General features: G+C 31.6%; 18 protein-coding genes. All 18 read left to right on the forward strand.

Annotated features, from left to right (window positions below; translation table 11 throughout):
• Window positions 1-100 precede the first annotated feature (100 nt).
• On the forward strand, window positions 101-685 hold the full coding sequence (locus CLOPA_RS01820) for a thymidine kinase (RefSeq protein ID WP_015613766.1): 585 nt from the start codon (window positions 101-103) through the stop codon (window positions 683-685).
• A 2-nt stretch (window positions 686-687) separates the two neighbouring features.
• Window positions 688-1,665 (forward strand): DUF1385 domain-containing protein, encoded by a 978-nt coding sequence (locus CLOPA_RS01825; RefSeq protein WP_015613767.1) that lies wholly within the window; start codon window positions 688-690, stop codon window positions 1,663-1,665.
• Between the two features lie 160 nt (window positions 1,666-1,825).
• Window positions 1,826-2,677 (forward strand): peptide chain release factor N(5)-glutamine methyltransferase, encoded by an 852-nt coding sequence (prmC, locus tag CLOPA_RS01830; protein WP_015613768.1) that lies wholly within the window; start codon window positions 1,826-1,828, stop codon window positions 2,675-2,677.
• 203 nt (window positions 2,678-2,880) lie between these two features.
• Window positions 2,881-3,960 (forward strand): peptide chain release factor 1, encoded by a 1,080-nt coding sequence (prfA, locus tag CLOPA_RS01835; RefSeq protein WP_015613769.1) that lies wholly within the window; start codon window positions 2,881-2,883, stop codon window positions 3,958-3,960.
• 79 nt (window positions 3,961-4,039) lie between these two features.
• Window positions 4,040-4,615, forward strand: a complete 576-nt coding sequence (locus CLOPA_RS01840) for a hypothetical protein (protein WP_015613770.1) — start codon at window positions 4,040-4,042, stop codon at window positions 4,613-4,615.
• 105 nt (window positions 4,616-4,720) lie between these two features.
• Window positions 4,721-5,449: a ZIP family metal transporter gene (locus tag CLOPA_RS01845; RefSeq protein ID WP_041710714.1), complete on the forward strand. Its 729-nt coding sequence runs from the start codon at window positions 4,721-4,723 to the stop codon at window positions 5,447-5,449.
• A gap of 79 nt (window positions 5,450-5,528) precedes the next feature.
• Entirely contained in the window at window positions 5,529-6,581 is a 1,053-nt protein-coding gene (locus CLOPA_RS01850; protein ID WP_015613772.1) for an L-threonylcarbamoyladenylate synthase, read from the forward strand.
• Window positions 6,582-6,640: 59 nt separating this feature from the next.
• Complete coding sequence (locus CLOPA_RS01855; protein ID WP_015613773.1) at window positions 6,641-7,093, forward strand: low molecular weight protein arginine phosphatase; 453 nt, start codon at window positions 6,641-6,643, stop codon at window positions 7,091-7,093.
• 174 nt (window positions 7,094-7,267) lie between these two features.
• A complete protein-coding gene (gene rpiB, locus CLOPA_RS01860) occupies window positions 7,268-7,711 on the forward strand; it encodes a ribose 5-phosphate isomerase B (RefSeq protein WP_015613774.1) in 444 nt (147 codons plus the stop codon).
• A gap of 153 nt (window positions 7,712-7,864) precedes the next feature.
• Window positions 7,865-8,494 (forward strand): uracil phosphoribosyltransferase, encoded by a 630-nt coding sequence (upp, locus tag CLOPA_RS01865; RefSeq protein ID WP_015613775.1) that lies wholly within the window; start codon window positions 7,865-7,867, stop codon window positions 8,492-8,494.
• 195 nt (window positions 8,495-8,689) lie between these two features.
• On the forward strand, window positions 8,690-8,956 hold the full coding sequence (locus CLOPA_RS01870) for a hypothetical protein (RefSeq protein WP_242834253.1): 267 nt from the start codon (window positions 8,690-8,692) through the stop codon (window positions 8,954-8,956).
• Between the two features lie 301 nt (window positions 8,957-9,257).
• Window positions 9,258-10,520, forward strand: a complete 1,263-nt coding sequence (locus CLOPA_RS01875) for an Nramp family divalent metal transporter (RefSeq protein WP_015613777.1) — start codon at window positions 9,258-9,260, stop codon at window positions 10,518-10,520.
• Window positions 10,521-10,560: 40 nt separating this feature from the next.
• Window positions 10,561-10,953, forward strand: a complete 393-nt coding sequence (locus tag CLOPA_RS01880) for a bacteriohemerythrin (RefSeq protein ID WP_015613778.1) — start codon at window positions 10,561-10,563, stop codon at window positions 10,951-10,953.
• A gap of 391 nt (window positions 10,954-11,344) precedes the next feature.
• The gene (locus tag CLOPA_RS01885; protein ID WP_015613779.1) at window positions 11,345-13,096 is read left to right on the forward strand and encodes a sigma-54-dependent Fis family transcriptional regulator; all 1,752 of its coding nucleotides are present in this window, start codon (window positions 11,345-11,347) and stop codon (window positions 13,094-13,096) included.
• Between the two features lie 180 nt (window positions 13,097-13,276).
• The gene (locus tag CLOPA_RS01890) at window positions 13,277-14,383 is read left to right on the forward strand and encodes a BMP family ABC transporter substrate-binding protein (protein WP_015613780.1); all 1,107 of its coding nucleotides are present in this window, start codon (window positions 13,277-13,279) and stop codon (window positions 14,381-14,383) included.
• A 19-nt stretch (window positions 14,384-14,402) separates the two neighbouring features.
• Window positions 14,403-15,926, forward strand: coding sequence for an ABC transporter ATP-binding protein (locus tag CLOPA_RS01895; RefSeq protein ID WP_015613781.1), 1,524 nt, complete (start codon window positions 14,403-14,405; stop codon window positions 15,924-15,926).
• Window positions 15,923-16,996 (forward strand): ABC transporter permease, encoded by a 1,074-nt coding sequence (locus tag CLOPA_RS01900; protein ID WP_015613782.1) that lies wholly within the window; start codon window positions 15,923-15,925, stop codon window positions 16,994-16,996. Before CLOPA_RS01895 ends, CLOPA_RS01900 begins: the two co-directional genes overlap by 4 nt.
• Entirely contained in the window at window positions 16,996-17,925 is a 930-nt protein-coding gene (locus tag CLOPA_RS01905; protein WP_015613783.1) for an ABC transporter permease, read from the forward strand. The genes CLOPA_RS01900 and CLOPA_RS01905 overlap by 1 nt, the downstream gene beginning before the upstream one ends.
• Window positions 17,926-18,050: the final 125 nt, after the last annotated feature.

The following is an 18,050-nucleotide window of genomic DNA, read 5'->3' on the forward strand; positions in this document are numbered from 1 at the left end:
AAGCTCGTCAATATATGTAAAAAACTACTCTTTAATAAATTGCAGATTTCTGTTAGAATATATTATGTCTATAGTTATTAATTAGGGAGGAAAATATTATATGTATGGACCGAAAGATCATGGCTGGATAGAAGTAATAGTTGGACCAATGTATAGTGGAAAGTCAGAGGAATTGATAAGAAGGATAAGAAGGGCGAAGATTGCAAGGCAAAAGGTTCAAGTATTTAAACCTGAAATTGATAATAGATACAGCATAGATGATATAGTATCACATTGCGGTGAAAAGGAAGGGGCTATTGCTATAAAAAATAGTGAAGAAATACTTGAATTTTTAAAAAAAGATATAGATGTTATAGCAGTGGATGAAGTACAATTTTTTAATGAAAATATAATTAACATTTTAACAAAAATATCAAATGGTGGGAAAAGGGTTATATGTGCAGGATTAGATATGGATTTTAGAGGAGAACCTTTTGGTTCTGTGCCAAAGCTTATGGCTATAGCTGAATTTGTAGATAAATTACAGGCAATATGCATGTGTTGTGGTAATCCAGCTACAAGAACTCAAAGACTTATAGATGGTAAGCCTGCAAATTACAATGAATCTGTAATATTGATAGGGGCTAAGGAATCCTATGAAGCACGATGCAGAAAGTGTCATTGTGTTCCGAAAGATGAGGTGTGAATATGGATAAAAAGCATTCTGTAGGTGGTCAAGCTGTAATTGAAGGTGTAATGATGAGAGGGGCTAAGGGTATTGCGACTGCTGTTAGAAAAGAAGATAATACCATTGAATTGAAAATTGAGAAGATAGTACCCTATGCCAAAAGAAATAAGTTTTTTGGACTTCCTATTATAAGGGGGTTTGTATCTCTTGTAGAATCTATGATTATAGGAATAAAAACCTTGAATTATTCGGCTTCTTTTTTTGAAGATGAAGAGGACAATGAGCCCTCTAAATTTGACGAATTCTTAAGTAAAATATTTAAAGATAAAACTAATGATGCACTAATGGCAATATCTTTATGTATATCAATTGTTTTTGCTGTAGGAATTTTTTTCGCATTACCTACTTTTGCAGCTAATATATTTAAAAATTTAAATGTTCATAATACTGTTATTCTGAATTTACTAGAAGGAGTAATAAGGGTAACTATTTTTATTTTATATTTGTATTTAATTGGCAAAATGAGCGATATACAAAGAGTTTTTCAATATCATGGAGCGGAGCATAAAACTGTATTTTGCTACGAGAACGATGATGAATTAACGCCAGAAAATGCTTCAAAGTATTCTAGATTTCATCCTCGTTGTGGAACAAATTTTTTATTTTTGGTTATGATAATAAGTATATTTGTTTTTTCGCTTACAGGCTGGAATTCGCTTATTTTTAGAATTATTTCAAGAATAGTGCTGCTGCCTATTGTATCAGGAGTAACCTACGAGGTCATAAGGTGGATGGGTAGAAGTGATAATGGATTGTCGAAAATATTCTCATATCCAGGATTAATGCTGCAAAAATTTACTACCAGAGAGCCGGACTATAGTCAATTAGAAGTTGCTATAAAAGCTCTGAAAGGAGCAGAAGGCATAGTGGATTCAGAAAATGTAGATGGGGTAGAAGACAAGAATTTTGTAGAAGATAAGGCATATGAAAATAAATAGTAAGTCAAAGATGCGACGGATATTTTGAATCATACAAGGAAACAGGTTCTGAGGATAGTGAGCTATCTGAGGGTTCTGTTGACGCAGTAGGATTAAAAATAGGCTAGCATACTGACTAGTTATTTATTTGAATGTGCCTAAGAAAATGTAGAGGGTTAAAATGAAAATACAAGAGCTTTTAATATCAGGATATGATATATTAAAGTCTCAAAATATTGAGACTTATATGCTGGATACTCAACTTATACTATGCAAGGTTTTAAATAAGGATAAACTGTTTATAATTACAAATAGAGATTTGCAGGTGGATGAAAATAAAAGAGCGGAATTTCTTAAGCTGATAGAACTTAGAAAGAAAAGAATGCCTGTAAAATATATTCTCCAGAGTACGGAATTTATGGGTTTGGATTATTTTATAAAACCAGGAGTACTTATACCAAGAGCAGATACGGAAATACTTGTGGAAGAGGCTATAAAGGAAATAAAAAAACAAAATTTAAAAGAAATTTGTGATGTATGCTGTGGAAGTGGGGCTATAGGTATTGCTATTGCTACTTATATAGCTGATTCACAGGTGGTTTGTTACGATATTTCAGAAATTGCCTTAGAGGTTACACAGATCAATTTAGAAAGATTTAATTTAGAAAAAAGAGTTAAGGCGTTAAGAAGTGATTTGCTTAGTAAGGCTATAGAGAATAGATGCAGTTTTGATGTTATAGTTTCTAATCCACCCTATATAAAAAGTAAAGTTATAGGAACATTAATGGAAGATGTAAAGAATTATGAACCTTTTATAGCGCTTTGTGGTGGAGAAGATGGTCTGGAATTTTATAGAAGAATAATTGGAGAATCAAAAAAAGTTTTAAATCCCAAGGGTTTAATAATTTTTGAGATAGGCTATGATCAAAAGGAAGAAGTAACCCAACTGATGGAACAAAATGGATTTAAAGATGTGGTATGTATTAAAGATCTTTCTGGAAATGATAGAGTAGTTAAAGGCTATTTTTATTGACAATATAAGAAGATGGTGAATTGAATTTGGAAAAAATTACACCCTTAGGGTAACTTGAAAATTTTTATGGTTATAAAAAACATTATATGTTATAATATAGAATTATTAAAATAAGGTATTTTCAAAGATATAGTATGTGAAAGTTTTCATAGAATTTAATTAAATATTTCTTTGATGATTACTAAATACGGAGTGATAAATTAATGCTTGAAAGACTTAATTTTATAGAGAATAAATATGAGGAATTATCAATTAAGATTAGTGACCCAACTGTTATGGCAAATCAAAAAGAGTGGCAGCAGCTTTGTAAAGAACATGCAGAAATGGAAACTATAGTAAATAAATACAGACAATATAGAAGTGCCCAGGAAAGCTTAAAAGATGATCAGGAAATGCTGGGTGAAAAAATAGATAAAGAACTTAAGGAAATGGTTGAGGAAGAAATAAAAGAGCTTCAGGAGAATTCAACTAAATATGAAGAGGAACTTAAAATACTACTTCTTCCAAAGGATCCAAATGACAATAAAAATGTATTTGTAGAAATAAGAGGTGGTGCTGGTGGAGAAGAAGCTGCACTATTTGCTGCCAATCTTTTTAGAATGTACACAAGATACGCAGAAAGAAAGGGTTGGAATATAGAAGTTATGAGTGCCAATGAAACAGATATAGGTGGTTTCAAAGAAGTTGTATTTATGATAAAAGGTGAAGGTGCCTATAGTAGGCTTAAATTCGAAAGTGGTGCTCATAGAGTTCAAAGGGTTCCAGATACAGAATCCAGTGGTAGAATTCATACTTCAACTTCTACTGTGGCAGTTTTGCCGGAGGTTGAAGATGTGGATGTAGAAATAAATCCAAATGATTTGAGAATAGATGTATTTAGAGCTTCTGGACATGGTGGCCAGTGTGTAAATACTACGGATTCAGCTGTTAGAATAACACATTTACCAACTGGAATGGTAGTTTCTTGTCAGGATGAAAAGAGTCAACTTAAAAATAAAGAAAAGGCTATGAAGGTTTTAAGAGCAAGATTGTTCGAAAAAGCTCAACAGGAAAGAAGCGCAGGTATTGCAGAGGATAGAAGGAGTCAAGTTGGAACAGGGGATAGAAGCGAAAGAATAAGAACTTACAATTTTCCTCAAGGTAGAGTTACAGATCACAGAATAGGTGTTACACTTTATAAACTTGATTCCTTTTTAGATGGAGAAATAGATGAAATTATTGATGCATTAATTACTGAAGAGCAGGCAGAAAAGATGAAAGCTGTTGGTAATCAGGCTGTATAATTTTTAATTTAAATATATTTGATGCTGAGATGATTGTGTACCTCTATAGAAAGTCATTTACTAAGGTGGTGGAGAGGATATGAATATAAATAAAGCTATTAGAAAACAAAGTGCCTCTTATAAGAGGTCTATAATAGCCATGATTTTTATACTTATTATTCTCCCTGTTGTCTGGTATTTATCAGGCCAAATAAACATATTTTTTTTCATGTATCTATTTGTAATAGAATTACTAATTTTGTCTGCTATGAGTTTTAAAACAAAAGTTCAGGTTTTAAACTATGAGGTAGATAAATATAGAATAAAGGTTACTGTAGGATTTCCTAAAAAGGATATAAATTTGCTTTGTAAAAAGATAGACATAATCCATGCAGAAGGTTCTGGAAGCGATATGAAACTAATTTTAATTACTAAAAGTACTACAAGAAATAGATTTGTAAGAAAAATTGACATTGATTTTTTAAGAAGGTATCCTTATGCAGGCTATCATTATGGAAGATTTAAAAAAAATAATCCTGAAAATGAGTATTTTTATACAGTGATTTCCACTGGCGGGTATAAAAAGTACAAATTACTAGATGAATTATATAAGTCCTGTACTGGAGCTTTTTATACAGAAGAAGCTATAGCAAAAATAAAGGAATACAGAAATTAGATATTTCAAAAGAAATAATAACTTATTTAGTTATTTAAAGAAAAGTTTATTAATGAATAAATCCTCATGTCTATAAATAGAATGTTATAGATGTGGGGTGATTTTTTGAATATAAATACTGTAATAATATTAATGTTTGTAAGTATAGTATCTTTACTGGGAACTCTCATAGGCTCCTCTGTAGGACTTTTAATTAAAAATCCATCTAAAAGGCTTTTAGGTGCGCTTATTGGTTTTGCTGCTGGTATCATGCTTGCAGTAGTAGTTTTTGACCTTATTCCTGAATGCATAAAAAAATGGAGTTTTACTAGTACTATTTTTACTGCTTTAATAGGAATAGCTGTCATTGCATTTGCGGACAGGCTAACCAGTAAAAATAATTTCCATTCAAATAAACATTTGCAAATTGCACTTTTAACGGCCATAGGACTTATGCTTCATAATTTCCCGGAAGGCATAATTATGGGCTGCGGATTTATAGTGGGTGGGAGTCTTGGAATTAAGATGTGTATACTTATTGCGGTGCATGATATACCAGAGGGAATTGCGGTAGCAGCTCCTATGGTAGCTTCTAAAATAGACCCACTTAAAATTTTTATATATACAGCAATAACTGCATTGCCCACGGCTTTTGGAGCAACTATAGGGATTTTTATAGGAGGCATATCGCAAAGCGTGTTAGGTACAAGTCTTGGACTTGCCTCGGGTATAATGCTTTATGTGGTTTGTGGGAAAATGATACCGGAAGCTAATACAATTTGGCCTGGGACTACAAGTACATTAGGTATTTTAATGGGCTTTTTACTTGGACTTGCTATGTGCACAGTTTTATAATATATTTGACAGTTAAAATACTTAATAGTACAATGAAGTCAATTTTGAAATTTATTCTGTTTAAGAAGGTGTACTTAAAGTGGATACTAAGGTTAAGGTATTGGATAGTAATAATTTAGATAAAGGGATACTTGAAGAAATTGCACAGGTCATAAAGGATAAAGGGCTAGTAGCTTTTCCTACTGAGACAGTCTATGGATTGGGAGCAAATGCTTTAGATGAAGAAGCTGTAACTAAGATTTTTTTAGCTAAGGGCAGACCCCAGGATAACCCTTTAATAGTTCATATTGGTGATTTAGAGGGAATAATACCTTTAGTCAAAAATATACCTGAAGTGGCAAAAGTGCTTATGGAGAGGTTTTGGCCAGGGCCCATGACAATTATACTTGAAAAGACGTCATTAATACCAGATGTTACGTCAGCCGGACTAAAATCTATTGGTATTAGAATGCCAAAAAGCATAATTGCAAGGAACATAATAAAGGCAGCGGGAGTACCTATTGCAGCACCCTCTGCAAATATATCGGGAAGACCAAGTCCTACAGATATAGAAAGGTGTATAGAAGATTTAAAAGGGAAAATTGAATACATAGTAGGTGGAGAAGTTTCAGAAGTGGGATTGGAATCCACTATTATAGATTGTACAGTTACACCACCTTGTGTATTGAGACCTGGTGGCATAACTTTGGAAATGCTTAGAGAAATAGATGAAAATATTTATATAGATAAAGCAATAATGAAAAAACCAGAAAAGGATTTTAAACCCAAGGCTCCAGGAATGAAATATAGACACTATGCACCAAAAGCATCAGTAAAAATTATCAGTGGAGAATTACAAAAAACTATTGCAAAAATTAATGAAATAGTGCAAACTTATATAGATGAAGGTAAAAAAGTTGGTATTATGGCTACAGAGGAAACTAAGGATAGATATAAAGGTGCTTTAGTTATATCACTTGGAAGTAGAAATAATCTTAATAGCATAGGAAAAAATCTTTTTGAGACACTTAGAGCCTTTGATGATAATAAGGTAGATATTATATTATCTGAAGCTTTTGAGGAAGTTGGTTTTGGAATAGCTATAATGAATAGATTAAAAAAATCTGCTGGGTTCAATATAATAGATGTTTAGTCTACAATGTTGATAAAGATAGGATCCAGTAAATTGTGAGGTATACAGGAGGAAATAGTATGAAGCTACTTTTTGTCTGTACTGGGAACACTTGCAGGAGTTGTATGGCAGAAGCAATATTCAATGAGCTTTGTAATATAAATGGAGTTACATCTTTTTCAGCGGGATTAAGTGTAGTGCCTAAAAGTATTATTTCTAAAAATTCCCATTTATTAGTAAAACAAAATTTAAATATAAATTTGGAAAATAGAAAAGCAGTTCAGTTCACTAGAGAAATGCTTGAGGAATTTGATCTTATACTTACTATGACTGGATATATGGCTAATGTAATTAAAAATCATTTTAAAGAATACAATTCTAAGGTATATTCTTTAAATGAATATGTCTCCATTAATAGGGATATAACAGATCCTTATGGTGGTAATATAGATGTATATAAGGACACCTTTAATGATTTAAGGTCTAGTATAGAACTTTTGATTAAAAAATTGCAAGATAAAGGTATTGTATAAAATACATTTATCTTTTTTTTACGTAAGTGTGTGAAAAAAATCATCAGCTATAGGGGCTAAATATTTTGTGAAATATGAGATTTTTGAATATATTGTAGAATGTTGTAAAGTATACTTAACTGAATTAATTTAAAATAAGAAAATACAATTTTGAAAATTATGGAGGTACGTGTAATGAAAATAGCATTAGGCAGTGATCATGCTGGATTATCACTTAAAAAAATAATAATAAAACATTTAGAGGAAAAGGGTATAGAAATAAAGGATTTTGGTACATATAATGAGGATTCCTGTGATTATCCTGATTATGCATACAAGGTAGCAAATGAAGTAGCACAAAAAAACTTTGATTTAGGTATACTGGTTTGTGGTACCGGTATAGGTATAGGTATTGCAGCTAATAAAGTAAAGGGAATTAGAGCGGCCACTTGCTCTGATACTTTCTCCGCACATGCATGCAGGGAACATAATAATGCAAATATAATTGCCCTTGGAGAAAGAGTTGTTGGCCCAGGACTTGCAATTGACATAGTAGATACCTTTTTAGGAGCAAGTTTTGAAGGTGGAAGACATGAAAAAAGAATAAACAAGATTGCTGATATTGAAAATAATAAATAATAGATTAAACATAGAGCATATATTTTGTGTTATATGGGGTTAGTTTCAGGTGAATATACCATGGCAAAAAGCTTTTTAAAATTCGAAATAGGCTATGATATTTAATTATCTATCTGAAAATACTTCATATAGGAAAATTTAGGGGGAAGTAAAATGAGTAAGGTAACACAAATAGCACATCCTTTAATATTACATAAATTATCTTTTATAAGAGATAAGAATACAGGCTCTAAGGATTTTAGAGAACTTGTGGAGGAAGTAGCTATGCTTATGGCTTATGAAGTAACTCGTGATATGAAAACGGAAACTGTGGAAGTAGAAACACCAATTTGCAAGACAGAGTGTAAAATACTTGCAGGTAAAAAGGTTGCTATAGTACCAATATTAAGAGCGGGTCTTGGAATGGTTGAAGGTATGCTCAGACTTATTCCAGCTGCAAAGGTTGGTCATATAGGGTTATATAGAGATGAGAAGACACTTCAACCAGTGGAATATTTTTGTAAACTTCCTCAGGATATTGAAGAAAGAGATATAATAGTAACAGACCCTATGCTTGCTACTGGCGGCTCTGCTATTGATGCAATAAGTCTTCTAAAGAAAAAAGGAGCTAAATGCATAAGGCTTATGTGCCTTATAGGTGCACCGGAGGGAGTAAAGGCAGTACAAGAAGCCCATCCGGATGTAGATATATATTTAGCATCAATTGATGAAAAATTAAATGAAAAGGGATATATTGTTCCAGGTCTTGGGGATGCAGGAGATAGATTATTTGGAACTAAATAAAAAATTTTATAAAAAGAATTTAAAGTGGAGTAAGGAGTGGCTGCGTTTTTGGATAACGATTTACTCTAGAGGACAACAAGTTCTAAGTATCACAAACCGATATTTAGAACTCTGTTAGGAAGCAGCAGAGGTCATAAACAAAAACTCCACTTTATGCCAAGAACTTTGTTTATATTAACTTATAGTAAGGAGGATATGTATTTGAAAAATAAATTTTTGTTGATAAGAATCGTACTTGGAGTATTAATCATTTTGATATCTATTCTTACTTTTTTGGGAATTGGTGATAAAAGAATAATGATGTCATCTATTCTTATTCTATTAGGATTACTTCAATTATTTAATGGATTATATTTTTTAAGTAAAAATAGTGATAAAAAAGGATACGGTTTATTTCTAATAATTAGTGCTATAGTTCTTATTTGTATTGGGATTTTATTTATGTTCATAATGTTTAAATAAGTCCTTGAGCCTATGAAAATGTATTTTAATAATTAGTTTCATAAATATTATGTACATAAAGATTCCGTCATTTTGTTTTATTTTATATAATTTACTTATAATAATAAAATGTTCTGATGGTTTTTTATATTTTGTGGTGAAATTTACTTGAATAAAATATTAATAAATAATCATTATTGACTACTTAATTGGAACAGTTTAAAATTATAAATAAAATACAAGTATAATAAGCATAAATATGAATAAATTTATAATGAACATTCTTTATACAACTTTATTGAATTTGAGGTGTAACTAAACCATGAAGAAATCTTTTAAATTTAATATATTTAAGGATGAGCGTAAGCCTAGGCTTATGGCTATGGATTTTTTGAAATATATAGGACCTGGACTTCTTGTAACTGTAGGCTTTATTGATCCAGGTAATTGGGCATCAAATGTCTCTGCTGGATCTAACTTTGGATATGCTCTTCTTTGGATGGTGACGCTTTCAACTATTATGCTCATAGTATTGCAGCATAATGCAGCTCATCTTGGTATAGTTACAGGAGATTGTCTTTCTGAGTCAGCTACAAAGAATATCAGTCCTGTTATTAAAAATATAATACTTTTGACTGCTGTGGCCGCATCTGTATCTACAGCCCTAGCTGAACTTTTAGGAGGAGCAATAGCTCTTGAAATGCTTTTTAAGATACCAATAAAATTTGGCACAGTCATAATGCTTGCATTGGTAATGTGGATGTTGCTTACAAATTCTTATAAAAAACTTGAAAGATGGATTATAGGTTTTGTATCCATTATAGGAATATCCTTTATATTTGAATTGACTTTGGTACATGTGGATTGGAGAACAGCAGTTATGGGATGGGTAAGTCCGACCTTTCCTAAAAATTCTATGCCTATAATAATGAGTGTTTTAGGGGCTGTAGTTATGCCGCACAATCTTTTCCTACATTCGGAAGTTATACAAAGCAGACAATGGAATTTGAAAGATGAAAGTGTAATAAAAAGGCAGCTTAAATATGAATTCGCAGATACTTTATTTTCAATGATAATAGGATGGGCTATAAATAGTGCAATGATTCTTTTGGCAGCTTCAACTTTTTTTACTAATCATGTTCAAGTAACAGAATTAAATCAAGCTCAAGAAATGCTTAAGCCTCTTCTGGGTGGTGGAGCGTCTATAATATTTGCATTGGCACTTTTATTTGCAGGGATATCCTCCACAGTTACAGCTGGAATGGCAGGGGGAAGTATTTTTGCTGGCATATATGGAGAGCCTTATGATATAAGTGACAATCATACTAAGATAGGTGTTTATATAACATTGATCTTTGCTGCCATTATTATATTTTTTATAGCCGATCCCTTTAGTGGGCTAGTTTATTCTCAAATGCTTTTAAGTATTCAATTACCTATAACTATTTTTACTCAAATCTATCTTACTTCTTCAAAAAAGGTTATGGGCAAATTTGCTAACTCTATATTGGATAAAACATTGCTTTGGATAATTGGAATAATTGTTACGGCACTAAATATAGCTCTATTTATAAGTTATTTTTAAAAATATATTTAATTTATCTAAAGGATAAGGCGAGAATAATATGTTAAAATGGAAAGATGACTATTTGCTTGGTATTGATAAAATAGATGAACAGCACAAGGAACTTTTTAGAGTTGCAGAAAGAGCCTATAATTTATTAAAAAGTAATTATTTTGTGGACAAGTATAATAAAATAGTAGAAATTATTGGAAAGCTTAAGGATTATACTATTTTTCATTTCCAAGAAGAAGAAAAATACATGTTAAGCATAAAGTACAAGAGATTCTTTGCCCATAAAATAGAGCATGATGAGTTTATTGAACAGTTAAATAAAGTTGAATTAAAAGATGTGGATGAGAATCAAGATAAATATATTTTAGGTTTATTAGAATTTGTAGTGAAATGGATAAATGATCACATTATAGGACAGGATTTAAAAATAATTGAAGATTAAATTCTATTTTGTATAGAAGGACTGTTTTAAAATGTATCAATATGCATTTTAAAGCAGTCCTTCCTTTTTAAAGTAAGGACATAGGAATATTAGTCTTAGGAAAATATATTCTTGAGTTGGTTTTTTATCTTTATAGTTAAAATGTGGGTCTTATTTTAAAATGTGGAATATAATTATCATTTTTATAATAAACATTTTTATAATAAACATTTAATAAATACAATATAATTTTATTAAATTATCAAAATGATTATTGACATTTATATATATCCATAATATACTCATAAACGTTAACTAATTTGTCCGATGACTAGTCGCTGGATAATTCATCTAAACTCAGTTGGAGTACAAACTCCACAGAGTAAGATTCATTGATATTGAGGTGGAACTAATGAGTACTATATTGAAAAAAATACAAAATACTGCAATTCAATGTGCAGATATTCTGTCGCAGGTTTTAGGCGTTGATGTAGAAATTGTGGATAGTACACTTGTTAGAATTGCTGGTACGGGAAAGTATAAAGATGGCATAAATAAAAGCCTAGAGAATGAAGGTCATGTTTATGAGAGAGTCTTAAGGACTGGGGAAAAGTATACAATAACTGAACCTGGAAAGCATGATATTTGTTTAGAGTGTCCTAACTGTGACACTTGTATAGAAAAGTTTGAAATGTGTGTGCCTATAAATTTGAATAATCAAGTAATAGGAGTAATAGGACTTATATGTTTTAATAATTATCAAAAAGAGAAAATTCTATCAAATATAGATACTTATTCAGTGTTTTTAGAACAAATGGCGGATCTTATAAGTGCAAAAGCTTATGAAGCAATAAAAAATGAAAACATTACTATTATGGCAAATCTATTGAAAGTGATAACAGATGAAATAGCTGAAGGAGTAGTAATATTAGATAAAAATTATTATATATCTCATTCTAATAAAAAGGCAAATGAAATATTAAATCTTTATACTGGAAGTAGCTTAAAAATGAATGTAGAATTTACTGGGAACTATCTGCTTGAGGATCAAGAATTTAGAGTTTTATTGAAGGGTGAAGAATATTTTTTGGTAGGCAATGTAAGTGATATAGAATTAGGTGAAAAATATAAATACATATTTATATTCAATGAGAGTAAAACTATAAAAAATAAAATAAATAGATTAACAGGTCAGGGTAATGATGTGGTGTTTGACAACATATTGGGAACTTCCTCAAAGATAATGACCATTAAAAAGAAAATATTAAAAATAGCAAAGTCTACATCTACAGTACTTATTACAGGAGAAAGTGGTTCTGGTAAAGAAATGTTTGCTAGAGCCATTCATAAAGCCAGTGATAGAAAAGATGAAGTATTTATAGCAGTTAATTGTGGTGCAATACCAGAGAATCTTTTAGAAAGTGAACTCTTTGGTTATGTTAAAGGTGCCTTCACTGGAGCAGATCCTAAGGGTAGAAAAGGTAAATTTGAATTGGCTGACAAAGGCACAATCTTCTTAGATGAAATAGGAGATATGCCTCTCCACATGCAGGTGAAGCTTTTGAGGGTAATTCAAGAAAAGGAGATAGTTAGACTTGGATGCAATGACTCTATAAAAATAGACATTAGAATAATAGCAGCTACAAATAAAAATTTAGAGGAACTTATAAAAGAGGATAAATTTAGAGAAGATTTATATTATAGATTAAGTGTTATACCTATAGAACTTCCACCACTGCGTGAAAGGATAGAAGACATAAAAATATTAACCTACAATTTTGCCAATAAATATTGCAAGTTGTTTAATAAAAAGTTTATAGGCATAGATGGAGATATATGGAATTACATGCTTAGGTATAGTTGGCCAGGGAACATAAGAGAGTTACAAAATACAGTAGAATTCATGATAAATATGATGGATTCTAATGGAATTTTAACAAAAGAAGCCTTACCTCAAAAAATAGTGAAGAGAGCTGAACAAAATATACTAAATACGCAGCATGCAGAGATATTAAATCTAAAACAATTGGAGAAGCAAACTATAAAGAGTGCCCTTCGTATTTATGGAACCAGTACAGAAGGCAAAAAATTAGCTGCCATAAAGCTAGGTATAGGAATTGCCACCCTCTACAGAAAAGTAGAAGAGTATAGGTTGAATTCTTAATGTGTTATCATATTGATTATATTTATCATTATGATAAATATAATTTTATATATAATAATTGATAATTTATCAATATATACTTTGAAATAATAAAAAAATGTCAAGAAAACTACTGTATTAATGTTGGCATCAATATTGCTAGTAATAATATTTAGTTATAAATTTAAGGGGGTAACAAACATGAAAAAGATCTTAACAAAATTAGCAGCAGTGTCATTAGTTTCAGCTATGCTGCTGACAGGATGTTCATCAGGTCAGAGTAGTTCTTCGAATCCATCAAACAAAAATTCAAAATTAAAGGTTGGATTTATTCTTAGTGGTCCGGTAACAGATGGAGGTTATAATTACGCTCAGGATTTAGGAAGAAAGTATTTAGAAAAAGAAACTGGAGTACAAACAATTTATAAAGAATCAGTTCCGGAAGAGACATCACAGGTTCAAAAAGTTACTGAAGATATGATAAATCAAGGAGCTACTGTAATAGTTGGAGCTAGTTTTGGATTTATGGATGGAATACAGGCAGAAGCTAAAAAACATCCAGACATAAAATTCCTTCATGCTGGTGGTTATAAGCAGGAGACAAATATGTCTAACTATTTTGGAAGAGAATATGAAGCAAGGTATTTATCAGGAATTGTGGCAGGTATGAAAACAAAAAGCAATAAAATTGGATTTGTTGGCGCTTTTCCAATACCAGAGGTTATCAGAGGAATAAATGCCTTTACTTTAGGTGCTAGATCAGTAAATCCTAATGCAACAGTTAAGGTTGTATGGACAAATACCTGGTATGATCCTGCAAAGGAAAAAGAAGCAGCTAAAGCTTTAATAGCACAAGGTATAGACGTGGTAGGTCAACATCAAAATACTCCTGGAGTACAGGAGGCAGCAGAAGATGCTGGGGTATTCTCTGTAGGCTATAATACTGATATGAGTAAATATGCACCTAAAGCTAATTTAACATCAGATGTATTTAACTGGGGAGTTTATTATGTACAGCAAATAAAAGATATACAAGCGGGAACTTGGAAATCAAGCAGCTATTGGGGCGGCATAAAAGATGGTATTGTAGATATAGCACCACTTACTGCCAATGCACCACAGGGAGCAAAGGAAAAGGTTGATGCAGCTAAAGCTGATATAGTTTCAGGTAAGAATAAGATATTCCAAGGACCAATTAAAGATCAAAAAGGTACTGTTAAAATTCAGCAGGGAAGTTCTTTAACTGATGAGCAGATTAAGTCTATGGATTGGTTTGTTGAAGGTGTAGATGGTACAATACAAAAATAACTAGTGTGGAGTGATACTTATGAGTTCAGAGCTAATTTCTGTAAAAAACATAACGAAAGTGTTTGGAAAAGTTGTAGCTAACAATAACATAGACTTTAGTGTTAATGCTGGAGAAATACATGCACTCTTAGGTGAAAATGGCGCTGGTAAAAGTACTCTTATGAACATGCTGTCAGGGGTTTATACTCCTGACAGTGGTTCTATATTTATTCATGAGAAAGAAGTGCATTTTTCATCTCCTAAGGATTCTATTAAAGCCGGTATAGGAATGGTGTTTCAACATTTTAAATTAGTAGAATCAATGACTGCAAGACAAAATATATTATTGGGGCAAAATAACAAAATTTTTATTAATGAAAAAAATATTTCTTATAAAATAAATGAAGTTTGCGAAAAATTTAGTTTAGATGTGAATCAAGATAAATATGTATACGATATGTCTGTAGGTGAAAGACAAAATCTTGAAATATTAAAAATATTATATAGAGGAGCAGATATACTTATTTTAGATGAGCCAACCTCTGTATTTACACCGCAGGAAACTAAAAAATTATTTAATATAATGAATAAAATTAAAGAAAAAGGCTGCGCCGTTATATTCATAACTCATAAATTGGACGAGGTTATGGAAGTATCAGATAGAATAACTATTTTAAGAAAAGGTGAAGCAATTTGTACAGTGGATAAGAAAGCTACTAATCCTAAAAATCTTACTGAACTAATGGTAGGGAAAGAAATGGATTTGTTCATAGATAGAGTTGAATGTAAACCAGGAAAAGCAGTACTTAAGGTTTCCAATTTAAATGTTTCAAATAAGGACAATATAAGGCTTTTAAAGGATGTCAGTTTTGAAATAAAAGAAGGAGAAGTTTTTGGAGTGGCTGGTATTGCAGGTTGCGGACAGAAGGAACTTTGTGAGGCCATAACTGGTATATGTTCTGTAGAAAGTGGAGAAATTGTATTTCAAGGAGAAAATATAACTGGAAAATCTTCAAGGGAAATGATACAAAATAATATAGCTATTGGATTTATACCAGAGGATAGATTGGGAATGGGACTAGTTGGCTCCATGAATATTGTAGACAATCTTCTGCTTAAAGATTATAAAAGGCAAAAGGGCTTTCTTCTAAGCAGAAAGCAATTGATAGATAAAGCAAAGCAGCTAGTAAAAAATTTGGAGGTAAAAACTCCAGGAATATTTTATCCTATAAGATATCTGTCTGGTGGTAATATACAAAAAATATTACTTGGAAGGGAACTGAGCTTAAATCCAAAATTAATTGTAATGGCCTATCCTGTAAGAGGATTGGATGTAAATACATGCTATACAATTTATAATCTTATAAATGAAGAGAAGAAAAAGGGAAATTCGGTTTTGTTTGTAGGCGAAGATTTAGATGTATTAATAAAGCTTTGTGATAGGATTATGGTTTTGAATAGTGGAGATGCTGCGGGAATTGTGGAATCAAAGGATGCTACAAAAGAAAAACTTGGAATGCTTATGGTTTCAAATGTAAATAAAGGTGGCGGTGAATTACCATGATACGGTTTGCTAAAAGAGCGGATATAAGCAATAAAAAAAGCATGCAAATAAGAATAACTGCTATAGCTCTTGCATTGCTAGTAGTAAGTATATTTTTAATTATACTTAAATTAAATCCAGTTATGGTATATAGTACTATGATACAAGGTGCTTTTGGCTCGTCTTATAATATAAGACAAACTATAATAGATGCCATACCGTTGTTGATAGCAGCTCTTGGAGTATCTATAGCTTTTAAAATGAAATTTTGGAATATTGGAGGAGAAGGACAGATAATGATGGGTGCCTTTGGAGCTGCTCTGATAGCACTGAGATTCCCAAATATGGCACAACCAATATTATTAATATTAATGCTTATATCAGCCTTAATATTTGGAGGTATTTGGGCATTCATACCGTCATTTTTTAGAGTTAATTGGAAAACCAATGAAACTATTACTACTCTTATGATGAATTACATAGCTCTAAAATTTGTAACTTATCTTCAATATGGGCCTTGGAAGGATAAGAGTGCCTTGGGATTTCCTAAAATACCGAATTTCTCAGATAATGCTACACTGCCAGAAGTATTTGGGATTCATATAGGGTGGATTATAGCTATTATTATAACAATATTAGTATATATGTATTTGAATTACACTAAAAAAGGGTATGAAATTTCAGTAATAGGTGAAAGTGAAAATACGGCTTTATATTCAGGAATAAATATAAAAAAGACAGCACTTGGAGCTTTATTTTTAAGTGGAGCTATTTGTGGAGTAGTAGGTTTTATACAAACTTCAGCAGTAAGTCATACGCTATCTGTAGAAATAACAGGTGGAGCTGGTAACACGGCCATAATAGTAGCTTGGCTAGCTAATCTTAATGCTATTGCAATGGTAATAGTATCTATACTTTTTGCAGCACTTTTAACAGGTGCCAGTTATATTCAAACTGCTTTTGGAATACCTGAATCGGCAGCCTTGATATTACAATCAACTATTCTTTTTTTTGTGCTGGGCAGTGAGTTTTTCATAAGATTTAAAGTTAAATTTGCGTCAAAAGAAGAAAAAGCTGAGGAGGTAGCATAATGAGTTGGTTAATTAGTTTTTTGGCAGCAGCAGTAGTTGCGGGAACACCGCTGCTTTTTGGAACTCTTGGAGAAATAGTTACAGAAAAGGCAGGACACCTAAATCTTGGTGTGGAAGGTATTATGCTTATGGGAGCTGTAATTGGGTTTATGGTAGGATTAAAAACAGGTAATCCAATTCTCGCTTTAATTGGAGCCATGTCAGCAGGTGCAGCAGGTGCTCTTATTTATGCATTTTTAACTGTAGGACTTAGAGCAAATCAAGTAGTTTCTGGACTTACTCTAACAATTTTTGGAAGTGGTTTTTCCAGTATGGTAGGTGCAAAGATGGTAGGTCAGATTGCACCCAATTCTATAAAAAATTTTTTTGATCCTATAAATATTCCAATGCTATCTAAAATACCATTTTTAGGTCCTGTATTTTTTACTCATGATATATTTGTTTATTTAGGATATATATGTGCTGTTGTACTGGGAATATATTTATATAAGACTTCAAAAGGATTAAATCTAACTGCCGTAGGTGAGAATCCTGCAGCAGCAGATGCAGCAAGCATAAATGTAAATTTATATAAATATGTGCACATACTATTAGGAGGAGCACTTTGCGGACTTGGAGGGGCTTATTTATCTTTAGTGTATGTACCAACCTGGCAGGATAATGTTACCGCAGGAAGAGGTTGGATTGCAGTAGCTCTTGTAATATTTGCAGGTTGGAATCCATTTAAAGCTATTATAGGAGCATTCTTCTTTGGAGGACTTGACATAATAGGTTTTAGATTGGCTAAGCCTATAGTATCGCAGTATTTAATTGCTGCTGTGCCTTATATAGCAACTTTTATAATTCTAGTAGTAGTTTCTATGAAAAAATCAAAGAAAAATGCTCCACCAAATGCTCTTGGAAATGCTTATTTTAGAGAAGAAAGATAATATTAGTATTATAATATTGTACCTTATATGTTTTGCGTATGAATTAATACAAAGATAATATTTTTCATATTAATACATTTTTGATATTATAATTGATAATGAGAATTTTAATTATTAACTATATG

Origin of the sequence: Clostridium pasteurianum BC1, from assembly GCF_000389635.1 — a bacterium.
In the GTDB taxonomy this organism is placed as follows: Bacteria; Bacillota; Clostridia; order Clostridiales; family Clostridiaceae; genus Clostridium_I; species Clostridium_I pasteurianum_A.

Excerpts from the sequence above, each read along its gene's own strand:
- CLOPA_RS01820 (WP_015613766.1), top strand. The coding sequence starts at position 101 with ATGTATGGACCGAAAGATCATGGCTGGATAGAAGTAATAGTTGGACCA.
- CLOPA_RS01825 (WP_015613767.1), top strand. The coding sequence starts at position 688 with ATGGATAAAAAGCATTCTGTAGGTGGTCAAGCTGTAATTGAAGGTGTA.
- prmC (WP_015613768.1), top strand. The coding sequence starts at position 1,826 with ATGAAAATACAAGAGCTTTTAATATCAGGATATGATATATTAAAGTCT.
- prfA (WP_015613769.1), top strand. The coding sequence starts at position 2,881 with ATGCTTGAAAGACTTAATTTTATAGAGAATAAATATGAGGAATTATCA.
- CLOPA_RS01840 (WP_015613770.1), top strand. The coding sequence starts at position 4,040 with ATGAATATAAATAAAGCTATTAGAAAACAAAGTGCCTCTTATAAGAGG.
- CLOPA_RS01855 (WP_015613773.1), top strand. The coding sequence starts at position 6,641 with ATGAAGCTACTTTTTGTCTGTACTGGGAACACTTGCAGGAGTTGTATG.
- rpiB (WP_015613774.1), top strand. The coding sequence starts at position 7,268 with ATGAAAATAGCATTAGGCAGTGATCATGCTGGATTATCACTTAAAAAA.
- upp (WP_015613775.1), top strand. The coding sequence starts at position 7,865 with ATGAGTAAGGTAACACAAATAGCACATCCTTTAATATTACATAAATTA.
- CLOPA_RS01870 (WP_242834253.1), top strand. The coding sequence starts at position 8,690 with ATGTATTTGAAAAATAAATTTTTGTTGATAAGAATCGTACTTGGAGTA.
- CLOPA_RS01875 (WP_015613777.1), top strand. The coding sequence starts at position 9,258 with ATGAAGAAATCTTTTAAATTTAATATATTTAAGGATGAGCGTAAGCCT.
- CLOPA_RS01880 (WP_015613778.1), top strand. The coding sequence starts at position 10,561 with ATGTTAAAATGGAAAGATGACTATTTGCTTGGTATTGATAAAATAGAT.
- CLOPA_RS01885 (WP_015613779.1), top strand. The coding sequence starts at position 11,345 with ATGAGTACTATATTGAAAAAAATACAAAATACTGCAATTCAATGTGCA.
- CLOPA_RS01890 (WP_015613780.1), top strand. The coding sequence starts at position 13,277 with ATGAAAAAGATCTTAACAAAATTAGCAGCAGTGTCATTAGTTTCAGCT.
- CLOPA_RS01895 (WP_015613781.1), top strand. The coding sequence starts at position 14,403 with ATGAGTTCAGAGCTAATTTCTGTAAAAAACATAACGAAAGTGTTTGGA.
- CLOPA_RS01900 (WP_015613782.1), top strand. The coding sequence starts at position 15,923 with ATGATACGGTTTGCTAAAAGAGCGGATATAAGCAATAAAAAAAGCATG.
- CLOPA_RS01905 (WP_015613783.1), top strand. The coding sequence starts at position 16,996 with ATGAGTTGGTTAATTAGTTTTTTGGCAGCAGCAGTAGTTGCGGGAACA.